We start from the raw sequence: 14,098 nt of genomic DNA, 5'->3' as shown, positions 1-14,098 counted from the left end.
TCTTAAATTGCGAGATAAAAACAGAAACACCCTATTTGCGATGAGAGTCGTAAATAGGGTGAATTTATTTGTATTAAGCTGTACTTTAAATATGTTCACTAATTTTCTTTTTGTTATGTAAAAGTGTTAACAATGTAAATGAAATATACATCTTCACAGTCAAAAAAGTTAAAATATTTCGTTTTAAGGATTATAATGGAGGGAGGAACATAAAAGGGAGTGAATGAACTTGAAACAAGAACTTATTGAAAGATTTACGAGATATGTAAAAATTGATACGCAATCAAATGAAGAAAGTCATACAGTACCAACAACACCAGGACAAATTGAGTTTGGTAAGTTATTAGTGGAAGAGCTAAAAGAAATTGGTTTAACAGAAGTAACGATGGATGATAATGGCTATGTAATGGCAACACTTCCAGCTAATACGGACAAGGATGTTCCTGTAATCGGATTTTTAGCCCATTTAGATACGGCAACAGACTTTACAGGGAAAAACGTCAAACCACAAATTCATGAAAATTTTGATGGTAATGCAATTACGTTAAATGAAGAGCTAAATATTGTGTTAACACCAGAGCAGTTCCCGGAATTACCATCATATAAAGGACATACCATTATTACAACTGATGGTACAACACTTCTAGGAGCAGATGATAAAGCTGGTCTTACAGAAATTATGGTTGCAATGAACCATTTAATACATAATCCACAAATTAAGCACGGGAAAATAAGAGTAGCATTTACACCGGATGAAGAAATTGGTCGTGGGCCAGCGCATTTTGATGTAGAAGCGTTTGGTGCATCATTCGCTTATACGATGGATGGAGGTCCATTAGGTGGTTTAGAGTATGAAAGTTTTAATGCTGCAGGTGCTAAGTTAACGTTTAACGGAACGAATACACATCCTGGAACAGCAAAAAATAAAATGCGCAATGCTACTAAACTTGCTATGGAGTTTAATGGGTATTTACCAGTAGAAGATGCGCCAGAATATACAGAAGGCTATGAAGGATTCTATCATTTACTTTCTTTAAATGGTGATGTTGAGCAAAGTAAAGCATATTATATTATTCGAGACTTTGATCGTGAAAATTTTGAGGCACGTAAAAATAACGTTAAAAATATTGTGAAGACTATGCAAGAAAAATATGGCGAAGATGCAGTCGTTTTAGAAATGAATGATCAATACTATAACATGCTTGAAAAAATTGAACCGGTAAGAGAAATTGTTGATATTGCATATGAAGCAATGAAAAGTTTAGACATTGAACCAAATATTCATCCGATTCGCGGAGGCACAGATGGATCACAATTATCATATATGGGATTACCGACGCCGAATATTTTCACTGGTGGTGAAAACTATCACGGTAAATTTGAGTATGTTTCGGTAGATACTATGGAAAAAGCCGTTCAAGTTATTGTGGAAATTGCAAGACGTTTTGAGGAGCAAGCTTAAAAAAGAACCAAGTAGTACGAATGTGCTACTTGGTTCTTTTAATATAGTACTCGCCACAAATAAAAAGTCGCATAAGACTCCCAATTAGCCCAGTTTGCCGCGAAATCTTTTATTTCATTTTTTGTCGGTTTATTTTCGGAACCTGTTATAAATTTAATTGCATTATGCAGACCAACATCATCAATTGGAAAAGCCGAAGGAAATCTTAAACAACGCATTAAAACATAGTTGGCAGTCCATGGTCCTATACCATGGATAGCAGTTAATTGTTTCTCAGCAACCTTTACATCTTGTGTTTGCAGTAAATCCTCTTTTGATAATTTTCTCTCTGTAATAAGCTTCGCAATACCGATTAAATATTCACATTTTCTAGTCGTCATTTTTAATTGTTGAAGATTTTCTACATGTAGATTTGCAATTGTTTCAGGTGATGGGAATATCCAATGTTTTCTACCGTCCCATTCTACATAACTTCCAAATTGCTCAACTAATCTCCTTTTTAGTGTATAAGCATATGTTAGGTTAATTTGTTGACCGATAATTCCCCAGGAAAGTGCCTCAAATAAGTCTGGAATGCCTAAAGTACGAAGGCCATAATATTGTTCAATTGGTCCTTGAAGGAGTAAATCATGTTTAGCTAATGTATAAAATGGGGCTAAATCAGTAGTTAAATCAAACCATTCTTTTACATAGTTAACTACAGCTTCACGTATCGATTTTTCAGATGTATATGGTTCTTCTAAACAACGTATTTGAATATTCCCATCTGTATTCACACTAATTTCAACTAAAGGATTTACATCTTGAACAGGGATAACTTTATAAATTTTGTTATCTTCAATATGGAACATACATTCATTGTTAGAGCGTGATAGATAACGTAAATTTTCTTGGAAACAAAATTCTTTTGGAACTGCTATAGATAATACGCTATTATATTCTGCTGTCATATGAATTCCACCTGCAACTTTTCTAATGTAAGCAATTTTTTCTTCATTTCTAATCCACCCCTAAATCCGGTTAGTTTCCCATTCTTCCCAATAACGCGGTGACAAGGAATGGTGATAAGAAGAGGGTTAGCAGCAATAGCAGAAGCAACGGCGCGCACAGCTTTAGGTTTTTGAATTCTTTCAGCAATTTCTGTATAAGAATATGTCTTTCCATAAGGAATTTCACGTACCGTATTCCAAACAGATAATTGAAAATTAGTTCCATAAGCATCGATAGGAAATGTAAAAGTTTCTCGCTTGTTTTCTAAATACTCGATAACTTCTTGCGTATATATTTGCAAGTAATCTGGACTATGGGTCAATATATGTTGGGGCAGTTTTTTTCTAGCCCATATATTTAATTCTTCAAAGTTTTCGTCTTGTGATCCAATGAAACATAGTCCGTTTTCAGTTGCAGCAATATGAAATCGCCAATTTTTATGTGTAAGTAGCGTCCAATATATATAATTATTTTTGTAGGAATTCATTATCGTATCCCTCTTTCATTTCGTTCTTTTTTCGATATTCAGTAGGAGTAAATCCGGTTTTCTTTTTAAATAAAGTTGCGAAATACTCTGGGTTTTCTATCCCGACAGCAGTACTAATTTCTTTAATAGATTGATTTGTGTGTAAAAGGTATTCGGTTGCTTTAAGAACCCTGAATTGTTGTATATATTCTATAGGAGTTAACCCTATTATTCTTTTGAAAGTACGTTGTAAATGAAAAGGGCTACCGTGACACATTTCCGCAAGCATGTCGAGAGTTAAGGATTCGTCATAATGCTTTTCGATATAGTCTTTAATTTGTTCTACCCACTCTTCATTAGGTAAAGTGATCCCATTTGGCTTACAACGTTTGCACGGGCGAAAGTTCTCACTTAATGCTTGCTCTGCATGATGAAAAATTCGTACATTGTTTCTATTCGGTATTCTTGATTTGCATGATGGTCTGCAAAAGATTCCAGTTGATTTCACAGCATAAAAGAATTTGCTATCATAGGAAGAATCATTATGAATAATTGCTTGCCAATACTCATTTGTTAATGTAACTCCTTCATTGTGCATAGAACATCACCTCTGAAATTAGTATAACCTGAATAAAGTGCGTATGTATGTATTCATAAATGTAAGAGCAAGATTACAAAGGTGAAAATATGATTGTTTTCTATTTTGTGATAGCATGAAATTTGGAAATAAACATCAAGAGGAGGACTATAAATGAAGTTAATTTCATGGAATGTAAATGGTTTGCGAGCTGTTATCGCAAAAGGTGGATTTTTGGAATATCTTGAGGAATCAAGTGCTGACATATTTTGTCTACAAGAGATTAAATTACAAGAAGGGCAAATTGATTTAAATTTAGAGGGATATTATACATACTGGAATTATGCTGTGAAAAAAGGATATTCAGGAACTGCTATTTTTTCGAAAAAAGAACCGCTTTCAGTTACATATGGTTTAGGCATTGAAGAGCATGATCAAGAAGGGCGACTTATTACTTTAGAATTCGAAGATTTTTACATGATAACGTTATATACACCAAATTCAAAACGTGGATTAGAACGATTAGATTACAGAATGAAATGGGAAGATGATTTCAGGTCCTATATCAAACGATTAGATGAGAAGAAACCAGTTATTTTTTGTGGAGACTTAAATGTTGCTCATAAAGAAATCGATTTGAAAAATCCGAAAAGTAATCGTGAAAATCCTGGATTCTCTGATGAGGAACGAGAGAAATTTTCATGTATTTTAGAAGAAGGATTTATTGATACATATCGTTACCTTTATCCTAATCAAGAAGGTGCATACTCGTGGTGGTCGTATCGTATGGGCGCGAGAGCGAAAAATATCGGATGGCGTTTAGATTATTTTGTTGTTTCGGAAAGAATGAAAGACCAAATAACAGAAGCGAAAATTAATAGTGAAGTAATGGGGTCAGACCATTGTCCAGTTGAATTACATATAAATTTCTAAAAAAAAGAAGTATCTCCCTAATATTAGGGAGATACTTCTTTTTTTAATTCAGTTTGTTAAAATTTTTCAAATCATTCTTGAAATAATTTCATATTAAATATATACTTAGTAACGATAATCATTATCAGTGAAAATGATTATCAAGTGATGAAGGCGTAAAAGAATTATAGTCTAGGGGAAGTGAACGGGAATGAGTTCTGGATAAAATTATTAATCTAATGAAATATATATATGGGACAAGGTTCATATAGTTAAATTTTATTGAGAATATAGTTTGAAAATTCGAGAGGAGACATATAAAGATGAACAAGAAATTATTTACTTTAGGGATGGTTACAGTTTTAAGTGTAGGTTTAGCGGCATGTAATAGTGCGGATAAAACTTCAGGCGAGCAAAAACAACAGACAAAAGCTACGGAAACGAAAAAAGATGAAAAACGAAAAATCACATATTTAGGTAAAGAGTATACAGTGCCAGCAAAAGTAGATAAAATTGCGACAGCTAGTTTAGAGTCAATGGAAGATGCGGCAGTACTTGGAATTAAACCAGTTGGTGCCATTACTGTAGGTGGTAAATTACCAAAATATCTTGAAAAAGAGTTAGAAGGTGCTAAATCTGTTGGTGAGAAAATGCAACCCAATTTCGAAACATTACTACAATTAAAACCAGATGTTATTACATCGAGTACGAAATTCCCAGCAGAAACAGCTGAAAAGTTTACGAAAGTAGCTCCTACATTCCCGGTATCACACGTTTCAACAAATTGGGAAGATAACTTAAAGTTAATGGGAGAATTAACTGGTAAAAAAGATAAAGCCGAAAAAATTATTAAGGATTACAATTCGGACGCTGAAAAAGCAAAAGCAAAACTAGGAGATAAGTTAAAAGATAAAAAAGTACTTGTCATAAGACTAAGAGCAAACGAATTATTCCTATATCCAGAAGGAGTATACTTCAATCCTGTAATTTATAAAGATCTTGGACTAACTGCTCCAGAACAATTGAAAACTGTAAAAGCACAAGAGAAAATTTCATTTGAAAAACTTGCTGAACTTAACCCAGATTATATTTTCTTACAATATGAGGCAAGTGAAAATAAAAACCCGAAAGTGTTAGAAGAAATTGAAAGTAATCCAATTTGGCAAAGTATGAATGCTGCGAAGGAAAAGAAAGTATTTGTAAATGTTGTAGATCCAATGGCACAAGGTGGTACAGCTTGGAGTAAAACAGCATTCTTAAAAGAAGCCGTGAAAAATTTATCTAAATAATACAATAAGTAAGGTGCGTTGAATGATATGCAGAAAACAAATGCAGTACCAGTAACTATATTATGTATAGCACCCATACTCATCTTATTTACAATTATACTTTCGATTTTGTATGGGGCAAAAAGTATTGACGCTGAAACAGTGTGGAACGCATTATTTCATTTTGATTCAAGCGATGTAAATCATAATATTATTATTACTTCACGTTTACCAAGGGTAGTTGCAGCTCTTTTAGTCGGAGCATTTCTAGCCATATCAGGAGCACTTATGCAGGGGATGACAAGAAACTATCTTGCATCCCCTTCTATTATGGGTGTGACGGATGGCGCTGCCTTTGTTATTACACTTAGCATGATTTTTCTTCCGGGAATGTCATCAATTGGTATGGTTGTATGTTCAATGATTGGTTCTGCACTAGGAGCCGGTATCGTGTTTGGTTTTGGTTCGCTCCTTCAAAATGGCTTATCACCAGTTAGGTTAGCGATTATAGGAACAGTTATTGGAACATTTTTAAGTAGTGTATCGGCTGCAATGGCTTCGTATTTCCAAATTTCTCAAAATGTTAGTTTTTGGTTTAATGCAAAGTTAGATCAAGTAGATCTTAATATCATTAAAATCACGATACCGTTTGGGATAATTGGAATAATTTTAGCATTGTTAATATCAAAATCTATTACCATTCTTTCATTAGGCGAAGAGGTTTCTATTAATTTAGGGCAACGTACAAAACTAGTTAAAGCGATGGCAATTTTATCGGTAATTTTCTTAACAGGAACAGCAGTTGCTTTAGTGGGGAAAGTTGGTTTTGTAGGTTTAATTATTCCGCACATTACGCGCTTTATAATTGGGGTAGATTATAAGTGGATTTTGCCATGTGCAGGTGTTATTGGTGGCGTTTTCTTAGCGTTATGTGACGTTTTGAGTAGATTTGTAAACTATCCATTTGAAACACCTATTGGAGTCGTTACCTCTTTAATTGGAATTCCTTTCTTCCTTTATTTAATCCGTACTAGAGGAGGAGAGAGACATGCTTAAAAGTTCAAGTCAACGTTTCGGAATGACGATGGGGATTATTATATTTTTAATACTATGTGCTATTTATATTAGTTTAACAAATGGTACGTTCGACATTACGATTACAGATATATTTAAAACACTGTTTAGAATTGATCCAGTACCAGAACATGATTTAGTTATTTTTGAGTTTCGCCTTCCGCGCATCGTAATTGCTGGATTAGTAGGATTAGGCCTTGGTGTTGCGGGTGCTGTTATTCAAGGGATTACGAGAAATGGGTTGGCGGACCCAGGTATTTTAGGCGTAAATGCCGGAGCAGGAACAGCGATTGTCATTTTTATGTTTTTCTTTCAAGGGCAATTAAAAAGCACAGACTGGGTTTCTATTATGATGATGCCAATGTTTGGTTTAGTAGGCGGATTAGGTGCAGCTATCATCATTTATCTGTTTTCTTGGAAAAACGGTAAATTAGATTCGCAGCGACTTTTATTAACAGGGATTGCAATTGGATCAGGATTTGGAGCCTTTTCTATGTACTTATCACTCAAAATGAAGTCAACTGATTTTGAAATGGCCGCAGTGTGGGTGTCTGGAAGCATATATAGTGCAAACTGGAAGTATATTGTGGCTATGTTACCATGGCTTATTATCTTAATTCCGCTTATACAAAAGAAAGCTTATTTATTAGATTTATTTCAATTGGAAGAAACGAGTATTACAAGTTTAGGTGTTTCAGTAGAAAGAGAGAAATCGATTTTACTATTAAGTAGTATCGGGCTTGTGAGCGCATGTGTTGCTGTTTCAGGGAGTATCGGTTTTATTGGCTTAATGGCACCGCATATAGCGAAAAGGCTTGTCGGTATTCAACATAAGTATATAATTCCTACGTGCGGCGTAATCGGAATGTTTCTTGTAATTGCTTCAGACTTTATTGCGAAAACAGTTTTTACACCTGTAGAGCTACCAGTTGGAATCGTTATTTCTATTGTCGGTGTACCGTATTTCTTATATTTACTTTATAAGGCGAAAGCGTAAGAGGAGGAATAAAAGTGAGTATTTTAAGTGCAAAAAATTTAGAAACAAGTTATGAAAAGCTTACAGTGTTTCGCGATTTAAATGTGGAAATACAAGAAGGAAAAGTAACGACAATTATAGGTCCAAACGGTTGCGGTAAATCGACATTGTTAAAAACAATGGGAAGAATTTTAAAACAAAAAAGCGGTAAAGTATATTTGCAAGGACAGGATTTACATACAATTCCAACGAAAGAAATTGCGAAGCAGTTAGCTTTACTCCCGCAAACTCCAATTGCACCAGGTGAGCTTAAAGTGGAAGAATTAATTTCTTATGGACGCTATCCACATCGAAATAACGTAAATAAGTTAACGACAAAAGATAAAGAAATGATTGATTGGGCATTAGATATAACGAAAACTTCTGAATTTCGAACGAGACAAATTGCAAATTTATCAGGTGGTCAAAGACAAAAGGTATGGCTAGCGATGGCATTAGCACAAGAGACAGAAGTGTTGCTATTAGATGAGCCAACTACATACCTTGATATGTCTCATCAATTAGATGTATTACAAATTGTGGAGAAGTTAAATAAAGAACATAATTGTACGGTTGTTATGGTATTACATGATATTAACCATGCATCAAGGTTTTCAGATGAAATTATTGCAATGAAGGAAGGCGAAATTGTTACAACTGGTAGCCCAGAAGAAATCATTACAAATGAAGTGTTAAAAGAAGTATTTCATATTGATGCGCGTGTCATGATTGATCCGCATAATGGGGCTCCTGTTTGTTTCGGTTATGATAGCGTTGTATCTCAAGAAGAAAAAATCGAAATATATGTAACAAGTTAAAAGGGGGGGATAGGGTGAATACTACAATTGAAAAACAGCAGATTATAACATCTAATACAGAGCAGTGGAAAATGTATTCAAAATTAGAAGGTAAGGAATATCAAATTCATATTTCAAAGCCGAGGCAACCAGCACCGGATTCAGGATATCCCGTTATTTACGTATTAGATGGCAATGCCTTTTTTCAAACATTTCATGAAGCAGTTAAAATACAATCAGTAAGAGCGGAAAAAACTGGTGTTTCACCAGCTGTTATAGTTGGAGTGGGTTATCCGATTGAAGGCGCATTTTCAGGGGAAGAAAGGTGCTATGATTTTACGCCTAGCGTAATTTCAAAAGATGCCCCTTTAAAACCAGACGGTAAACCGTGGCCTAAAACAGGAGGAGCACATAATTTCTTTACTTTTATTGAAGAAGAACTGAAACCACAAATTGAAAAGAATTTTGAGATTGATAAAAGTAAGCAAACGTTATTTGGACATTCTTTAGGTGGACTATTTGCTTTGCATATACTATTTACAAACTTAAACGCTTTTCAAAATTATTTTATTAGTAGTCCATCTATATGGTGGAATAATAAATCCGTTCTTGAAAAAGAAGAGAACCTTATACATGAATTAAACAATGCTAAGTTTGAAACAGGAGTGTTCCTTACAGTTGGATCACTTGAACGAGAGCATATGGTTGTAGGTGCAAATGAATTATCAGAGCGCCTTCTCCAAGTAAACCACGATAAACTTAAATTTAAGTTTTATGAAGCTGAAGGGGAGAATCATGCATCTGTTGTGCCGACGTCTTTAAGTAAAGGATTGAGGTTTATTAGTTACGTATAGGAAAAAAGGTTATGGATGAAACATTCCATAACCTTTTTTAATGTGTAGAATTGTCCTTTTCGAAAGTTTTGTTTCAACTTTTCGTCTAAAGAGACAAAAAGTTGTCACAAAACGGTCACAATTAGCATAAACATAAAATAGACGAAATGAACTTATTTCCAAAAAGGCTTGGTTTATTCCGATCATGATTTGTAGAGCTGAAAAAGTATGGATGAAAAGTTCACTATATTCCCAAGGAGGTAGATCGTATGAAAACTATTCTTGCTATCGCTGGACTTATTTGGGTTCTATCACATGGCATTCCAATTTATGAAGGAGAACAAATTCGCAGTGCTCTAAATAAAAATTTTAATGAATATCATATCATTGATCGGCAAGATAATGTTGTGATAGTTCGAGTAAATGACTGTTTTCATACGGTAACCGTTGAAGGAACTTCAGTAGTGAATGATACAAAAGTATGTGATCAGCAATAATTATATATGGAAAGAAAAAATTCTCAGGTTAAATATCTGAAAATTTAAATTAAAACATTATAGATGAAGAATAAGCGGGGGCGGGTAATCCCCGCTTATTCTTGTTTCACTTTATTGAATTTTGATGAGAGATATAATGATTTTTTGACAAAAAGGAAAGGGTATACTGAAAATTGAGATTAAGAAGCTAATGCGTTGTTAAGAATAATCATAAAGTGTAAATATACTCTTATGGGGTATCATGCGTAGATATTTAATGCTATAATTGATATACTCATAAAAAACAATTGTTTTATTGGATGAAGAGAAACTTTAAGAAGGTGATAATATGGATCATAAAGAGCATGAAGCAGTAACACATAGATCAGAAAAAGAAAAAGAACAGATTATAAATAGATTAAAGAGAATTGAAGGACAGGTCCGCGGTATTCAAAACATGATTGAAAATGATCGTTATTGCGTAGATATTTTAGTGCAAATTTCAGCGATTAATGCAGCGATGAAAAAAGTAGGAATGGGCGTTCTCAAAAATCATACGAGTCATTGTGTTTCAGGAGCTATTAAAAATGGAAATGGTGACGAAGCAATTGAAGAATTAATGACAGTATTTGAACGTTTTTCAAAAGCGTAAAAACAAGCTAGTATTTAACTGGCTTGTTTTTTTGTTTACCCTCATATTGGATTTGGGTGTATTGTAGTGAAAAAGTGTGTGTAAAATAAACTTTTAGAAAATAATTGAAAAATCATGATACAAAACCATTGATTACCTTAGGGGGGTATGGTAAGATGTAATTGTGATTAACAAACAATGAATAAACAAGAGGAGGATTTTAAATGGAACAGTTAACATTACAGGTTGAAGGTATGTCTTGTGGACATTGTGTAAATGCTATCGAGAGCAGTGTGAAAGAGCTAAACGGTGTTGAACAAGTGAAGGTTCAATTAGCAGAAGGAACTGTTGAAGTTACTATCGACTCGTCTGCTGTAACATTAAAAGATATCGTTGCTGTAATCGAAGATCAAGGATACGATGTTCAATAATTATTTTTAGATATGGAAATAAATCGTACTTTAAATGAAGTACGATTTATTTTGCTAATCATTATACCTCATAAGGGTATATAGAGGTGAGAGACATGAATGAAAAAAAAGAGGCCAATCTTCAAATATCAGGAATGACATGTGCGGCATGTGCAAATAGAATTGAAAAAGGTCTAAAAAAAGTAGAAGGTGTTCATGAGGCAAATGTAAATTTTGCGCTTGAAAAAACAAAAATAATGTACGATCCAACTAAAACAAATCCGCAACAATTTAAAGAAAAAGTTGAATCATTAGGATATGGAATTGTAAGTGATAAAGCTGAATTTACTATTTCAGGAATGACATGTGCAGCATGTGCAAATAGAGTTGAAAAGCGTTTAAATAAGTTAGATGGTGTGAACAAGGCGACAGTAAATTTTGCTTTAGAATCAGCCACAGTAGACTTTAACCCTGATGAAGTTAATGTAAATGAAATGAAGAGCGCGATTACGAAGCTAGGATATAAATTAGAAGTGAAACCAGATGATCAAGATGCATCAACTGATCATCGATTACAAGAAATTGAAAGACAAAAGAAGAAGTTTATTATTTCGTTTATTTTATCTTTCCCATTATTGTGGGCAATGGTTAGTCATTTCTCATTTACGTCATTTATTTATTTACCGGATATGTTAATGAACCCTTGGGTGCAACTAGCACTTGCAACTCCTGTTCAATTTATCATTGGTGGACAGTTTTATGTTGGGGCTTATAAAGCGTTACGCAATAAAAGTGCTAATATGGATGTTCTCGTGGCGCTTGGAACGTCGGCCGCGTACTTCTATAGTGTATATTTAAGTATTCAATCTATTGGTTCTTCGGAACATATGACAGATTTATATTTTGAAACGAGTGCGGTACTTATTACATTAATTATTTTAGGTAAATTATTTGAAGCGAAAGCAAAAGGGCGCTCATCAGAAGCAATTAAAAAATTGATGGGTTTACAAGCGAAGACAGCTACAGTTGTGCGAGATGGAACAGAAATAAAAATTTTGATTGAAGAAGTAGTAGCTGGTGATATCGTCTATGTAAAGCCTGGTGAAAAAATACCAGTAGATGGTGAGATTGTAGAAGGAAAGTCAGCAATTGATGAATCGATGTTAACGGGTGAAAGTATTCCTGTTGATAAGTCAATTGGGGATGTAGTAATAGGTTCGACAATAAATAAAAATGGATTTTTAAAAGTGAAAGCAACTAAGGTAGGAAGAGATACTGCATTAGCTCAAATTATTAAAGTAGTAGAAGAGGCACAAGGTTCAAAAGCTCCTATTCAAAGGGTAGCAGATCAAATTTCAGGTATTTTCGTACCGGTTGTAGTTGTGATTGCGATTATCACATTTGCAGTATGGATGATATTTGTTACACCTGGTGATTTTGGCGGAGCACTTGAGAAAATGATAGCAGTGCTTGTTATTGCTTGTCCATGTGCATTAGGTCTTGCAACGCCTACATCTATTATGGCAGGATCAGGAAGATCGGCTGAGTATGGTATTTTATTTAAAGGTGGAGAGCATTTAGAAGCAACGCACCGATTAGATACGGTTATTCTAGATAAAACGGGTACAGTGACAAATGGGAAGCCGGTATTAACAGATGTAATTGTAGCAGATGGATTCAATGAAAATGAACTGCTTAGATTAGTAGGGGCAGCAGAAAGAAATTCTGAACATCCGCTTGCAGAAGCGATTGTAGAAGGAATTAAAGAAAAGAAAATTGATATCCCGAGTTCAGAAACGTTTGAAGCGATTCCGGGATTTGGTATCGAATCAGTTGTAGAAGGAAAACACTTATTAATTGGTACACGTCGATTAATGAAGAAATTCAATATTGATATTGAAGAAGTTTCTAAATCAATGGAAGCGCTAGAACGAGAAGGAAAAACAGCAATGCTTATTGCAATCGATAAAGAATATGCTGGTATAGTTGCCGTTGCAGATACTGTGAAAGATACTTCAAAAGCAGCTATCGCAAGACTGAAAAAAATGGGGCTAGACGTTGTGATGATTACAGGAGATAATACACAAACTGCTCAGGCAATTGCAAAGCAAGTTGGTATTGATCACGTAATTGCAGAAGTATTGCCAGAAGGAAAAGCAGAAGAAGTGAAAAAACTGCAAGCAAATGGTAAGAAAGTAGCGATGGTTGGAGACGGGATAAATGATGCTCCTGCTCTTGCTACAGCGAACATTGGTATGGCAATTGGAACGGGAACGGATGTAGCGATGGAAGCAGCGGATATAACGTTAATCCGCGGTGACTTAAATAGTATTGCTGATGCGATATTTATGAGTAAAATGACGATAAGAAATATTAAACAAAATTTATTCTGGGCATTAGCTTATAACGCGTTAGGAATTCCAATTGCGGCATTAGGTTTCTTAGCCCCTTGGGTTGCTGGAGCAGCGATGGCATTTAGTTCTGTATCTGTTGTATTAAATGCATTACGATTACAAAGAGTTAAATTAAAACCTTAAAAAGCTACATTAAGTAATTGAATAGAATTAAAAAACAATACTTGAATAAGTATTGTTTTTTTGTTCGTATAGAAATTAAAACGATATAATAAAGCAGAAATATAGAATCGTATGTAGTAGAAAAGTTAAGAGGTAGTTTGGTAAGGAGACTTATATATGTTAAAAGATATTATAATTAGAACATTCCAGAAAAAAGATTTAGATCAAGTATTACAATTGTTCTATGAAACAGTTCATACGGTTAATGCAAAAGATTATAATGAGTTACAGCTACAGGCGTGGGCACCGGAGCGACTAGATAGAGAAAATTGGTTACAGTCTTTAGAAAAGAATATTAGCTATGTAGCGGATCATAAAGGTATGATTGTGGGGTTTGGGGATTATAACGATGATCGTTACGTAGATCGTTTATTTACGCATAAAGATTATCAAGGGAAAAGAGTCGCTTCATACATACTACAGAAGTTAGAAAAAGAAGCAGTGAACTTGGGACATAGGGAGATATATACAGAGGCGAGCATTACCGCAAAACCTTTTTTTGAAAGTAAAGATTTTATTTGCATAAAAGAACAAAAGAAACAGCATAATGGTCAGATTTTTATTAATTATGTTATGAAAAAATATCCTTCTCATAAATGAGAAGGATATTT

15 protein-coding genes are annotated in these 14,098 nt (G+C 34.2%); 12 read left to right on the top strand and 3 right to left on the bottom strand.

The window, feature by feature from the left end:
* The first annotated feature begins 229 nt into the window (after window positions 1–229).
* Complete coding sequence (gene pepT / locus GD442_RS17725) at window positions 230–1,462, top strand: peptidase T (protein WP_033666620.1); 1,233 nt, start codon at window positions 230–232, stop codon at window positions 1,460–1,462.
* A 38-nt stretch (window positions 1,463–1,500) separates the two neighbouring features.
* Here the strand turns inward: pepT and GD442_RS17720 are convergent, their stop codons facing one another.
* Genes GD442_RS17720 through GD442_RS17710 form a run of 3 tightly spaced genes read right to left on the bottom strand, consistent with a single transcriptional unit; the run spans window position 1,501 to window position 3,516 of the window.
* On the bottom strand, window positions 1,501–2,412 hold the full coding sequence (locus tag GD442_RS17720; RefSeq protein WP_000123521.1) for a DNA glycosylase: 912 nt from the start codon (window positions 2,410–2,412) through the stop codon (window positions 1,501–1,503).
* Entirely contained in the window at window positions 2,409–2,939 is a 531-nt protein-coding gene (locus tag GD442_RS17715) for a methylated-DNA--[protein]-cysteine S-methyltransferase (RefSeq protein WP_001089840.1), read from the bottom strand. The genes GD442_RS17720 and GD442_RS17715 overlap by 4 nt, the downstream gene beginning before the upstream one ends.
* Window positions 2,920–3,516, bottom strand: a complete 597-nt coding sequence (locus tag GD442_RS17710) for a bifunctional transcriptional activator/DNA repair enzyme AdaA (RefSeq protein WP_000551322.1) — start codon at window positions 3,514–3,516, stop codon at window positions 2,920–2,922. The genes GD442_RS17715 and GD442_RS17710 overlap by 20 nt, the downstream gene beginning before the upstream one ends.
* A gap of 153 nt (window positions 3,517–3,669) precedes the next feature.
* On the opposite strand from GD442_RS17710, the gene GD442_RS17705 reads away from it, so the two are divergent.
* The 11 genes from GD442_RS17705 (at window position 3,670) to GD442_RS17655 (ending at window position 14,087) form a co-directional block, all read left to right on the top strand.
* On the top strand, window positions 3,670–4,428 hold the full coding sequence (locus GD442_RS17705; RefSeq protein WP_000767620.1) for an exodeoxyribonuclease III: 759 nt from the start codon (window positions 3,670–3,672) through the stop codon (window positions 4,426–4,428).
* Window positions 4,429–4,730: 302 nt separating this feature from the next.
* Window positions 4,731–5,696 carry an iron-hydroxamate ABC transporter substrate-binding protein gene (locus tag GD442_RS17700; RefSeq protein ID WP_001035506.1) on the top strand — a complete coding sequence of 322 codons (966 nt, stop codon included), beginning with the start codon at window positions 4,731–4,733 and terminating at the stop codon, window positions 5,694–5,696.
* A gap of 27 nt (window positions 5,697–5,723) precedes the next feature.
* Complete coding sequence (locus tag GD442_RS17695; protein WP_001173041.1) at window positions 5,724–6,731, top strand: FecCD family ABC transporter permease; 1,008 nt, start codon at window positions 5,724–5,726, stop codon at window positions 6,729–6,731.
* On the top strand, window positions 6,724–7,746 hold the full coding sequence (locus GD442_RS17690; RefSeq protein ID WP_000920438.1) for a FecCD family ABC transporter permease: 1,023 nt from the start codon (window positions 6,724–6,726) through the stop codon (window positions 7,744–7,746). Before GD442_RS17695 ends, GD442_RS17690 begins: the two co-directional genes overlap by 8 nt.
* Window positions 7,747–7,760: 14 nt before the next feature.
* A complete protein-coding gene (locus tag GD442_RS17685; RefSeq protein WP_000025765.1) occupies window positions 7,761–8,582 on the top strand; it encodes an ABC transporter ATP-binding protein in 822 nt (273 codons plus the stop codon).
* 14 nt (window positions 8,583–8,596) lie between these two features.
* A complete protein-coding gene (locus GD442_RS17680) occupies window positions 8,597–9,415 on the top strand; it encodes an alpha/beta hydrolase (protein WP_001098322.1) in 819 nt (272 codons plus the stop codon).
* A 248-nt stretch (window positions 9,416–9,663) separates the two neighbouring features.
* Entirely contained in the window at window positions 9,664–9,891 is a 228-nt protein-coding gene (locus GD442_RS17675; RefSeq protein ID WP_000849100.1) for a hypothetical protein, read from the top strand.
* A 328-nt stretch (window positions 9,892–10,219) separates the two neighbouring features.
* Window positions 10,220–10,522 carry a metal-sensing transcriptional repressor gene (locus GD442_RS17670; RefSeq protein WP_000349637.1) on the top strand — a complete coding sequence of 101 codons (303 nt, stop codon included), beginning with the start codon at window positions 10,220–10,222 and terminating at the stop codon, window positions 10,520–10,522.
* 203 nt (window positions 10,523–10,725) lie between these two features.
* Entirely contained in the window at window positions 10,726–10,932 is a 207-nt protein-coding gene (gene copZ / locus GD442_RS17665) for a copper chaperone CopZ (protein ID WP_000436973.1), read from the top strand.
* 95 nt (window positions 10,933–11,027) lie between these two features.
* On the top strand, window positions 11,028–13,448 hold the full coding sequence (locus tag GD442_RS17660) for a heavy metal translocating P-type ATPase (RefSeq protein WP_001003175.1): 2,421 nt from the start codon (window positions 11,028–11,030) through the stop codon (window positions 13,446–13,448).
* Window positions 13,449–13,604: 156 nt separating this feature from the next.
* Window positions 13,605–14,087 (top strand): GNAT family N-acetyltransferase, encoded by a 483-nt coding sequence (locus GD442_RS17655; RefSeq protein WP_000910167.1) that lies wholly within the window; start codon window positions 13,605–13,607, stop codon window positions 14,085–14,087.
* Window positions 14,088–14,098: the final 11 nt, after the last annotated feature.

Origin of the sequence: Bacillus sp. A260 (assembly GCF_009861435.1) — a bacterium.
Classification (GTDB): Bacteria; Bacillota; Bacilli; order Bacillales; family Bacillaceae_G; genus Bacillus_A; species Bacillus_A cereus.
This window is presented reverse-complemented; position numbering and strand designations above follow the sequence as displayed.

Excerpts from the sequence above, each read along its gene's own strand:
- GD442_RS17720 (WP_000123521.1), bottom strand. The coding sequence starts at position 2,412 with ATGACAGCAGAATATAATAGCGTATTATCTATAGCAGTTCCAAAAGAA.
- GD442_RS17715 (WP_001089840.1), bottom strand. The coding sequence starts at position 2,939 with ATGAATTCCTACAAAAATAATTATATATATTGGACGCTACTTACACAT.
- GD442_RS17710 (WP_000551322.1), bottom strand. The coding sequence starts at position 3,516 with ATGCACAATGAAGGAGTTACATTAACAAATGAGTATTGGCAAGCAATT.
- GD442_RS17705 (WP_000767620.1), top strand. The coding sequence starts at position 3,670 with ATGAAGTTAATTTCATGGAATGTAAATGGTTTGCGAGCTGTTATCGCA.
- GD442_RS17700 (WP_001035506.1), top strand. The coding sequence starts at position 4,731 with ATGAACAAGAAATTATTTACTTTAGGGATGGTTACAGTTTTAAGTGTA.
- GD442_RS17695 (WP_001173041.1), top strand. The coding sequence starts at position 5,724 with ATGCAGAAAACAAATGCAGTACCAGTAACTATATTATGTATAGCACCC.
- GD442_RS17690 (WP_000920438.1), top strand. The coding sequence starts at position 6,724 with ATGCTTAAAAGTTCAAGTCAACGTTTCGGAATGACGATGGGGATTATT.
- GD442_RS17675 (WP_000849100.1), top strand. The coding sequence starts at position 9,664 with ATGAAAACTATTCTTGCTATCGCTGGACTTATTTGGGTTCTATCACAT.
- GD442_RS17670 (WP_000349637.1), top strand. The coding sequence starts at position 10,220 with ATGGATCATAAAGAGCATGAAGCAGTAACACATAGATCAGAAAAAGAA.
- copZ (WP_000436973.1), top strand. The coding sequence starts at position 10,726 with ATGGAACAGTTAACATTACAGGTTGAAGGTATGTCTTGTGGACATTGT.
- GD442_RS17660 (WP_001003175.1), top strand. The coding sequence starts at position 11,028 with ATGAATGAAAAAAAAGAGGCCAATCTTCAAATATCAGGAATGACATGT.
- GD442_RS17655 (WP_000910167.1), top strand. The coding sequence starts at position 13,605 with ATGTTAAAAGATATTATAATTAGAACATTCCAGAAAAAAGATTTAGAT.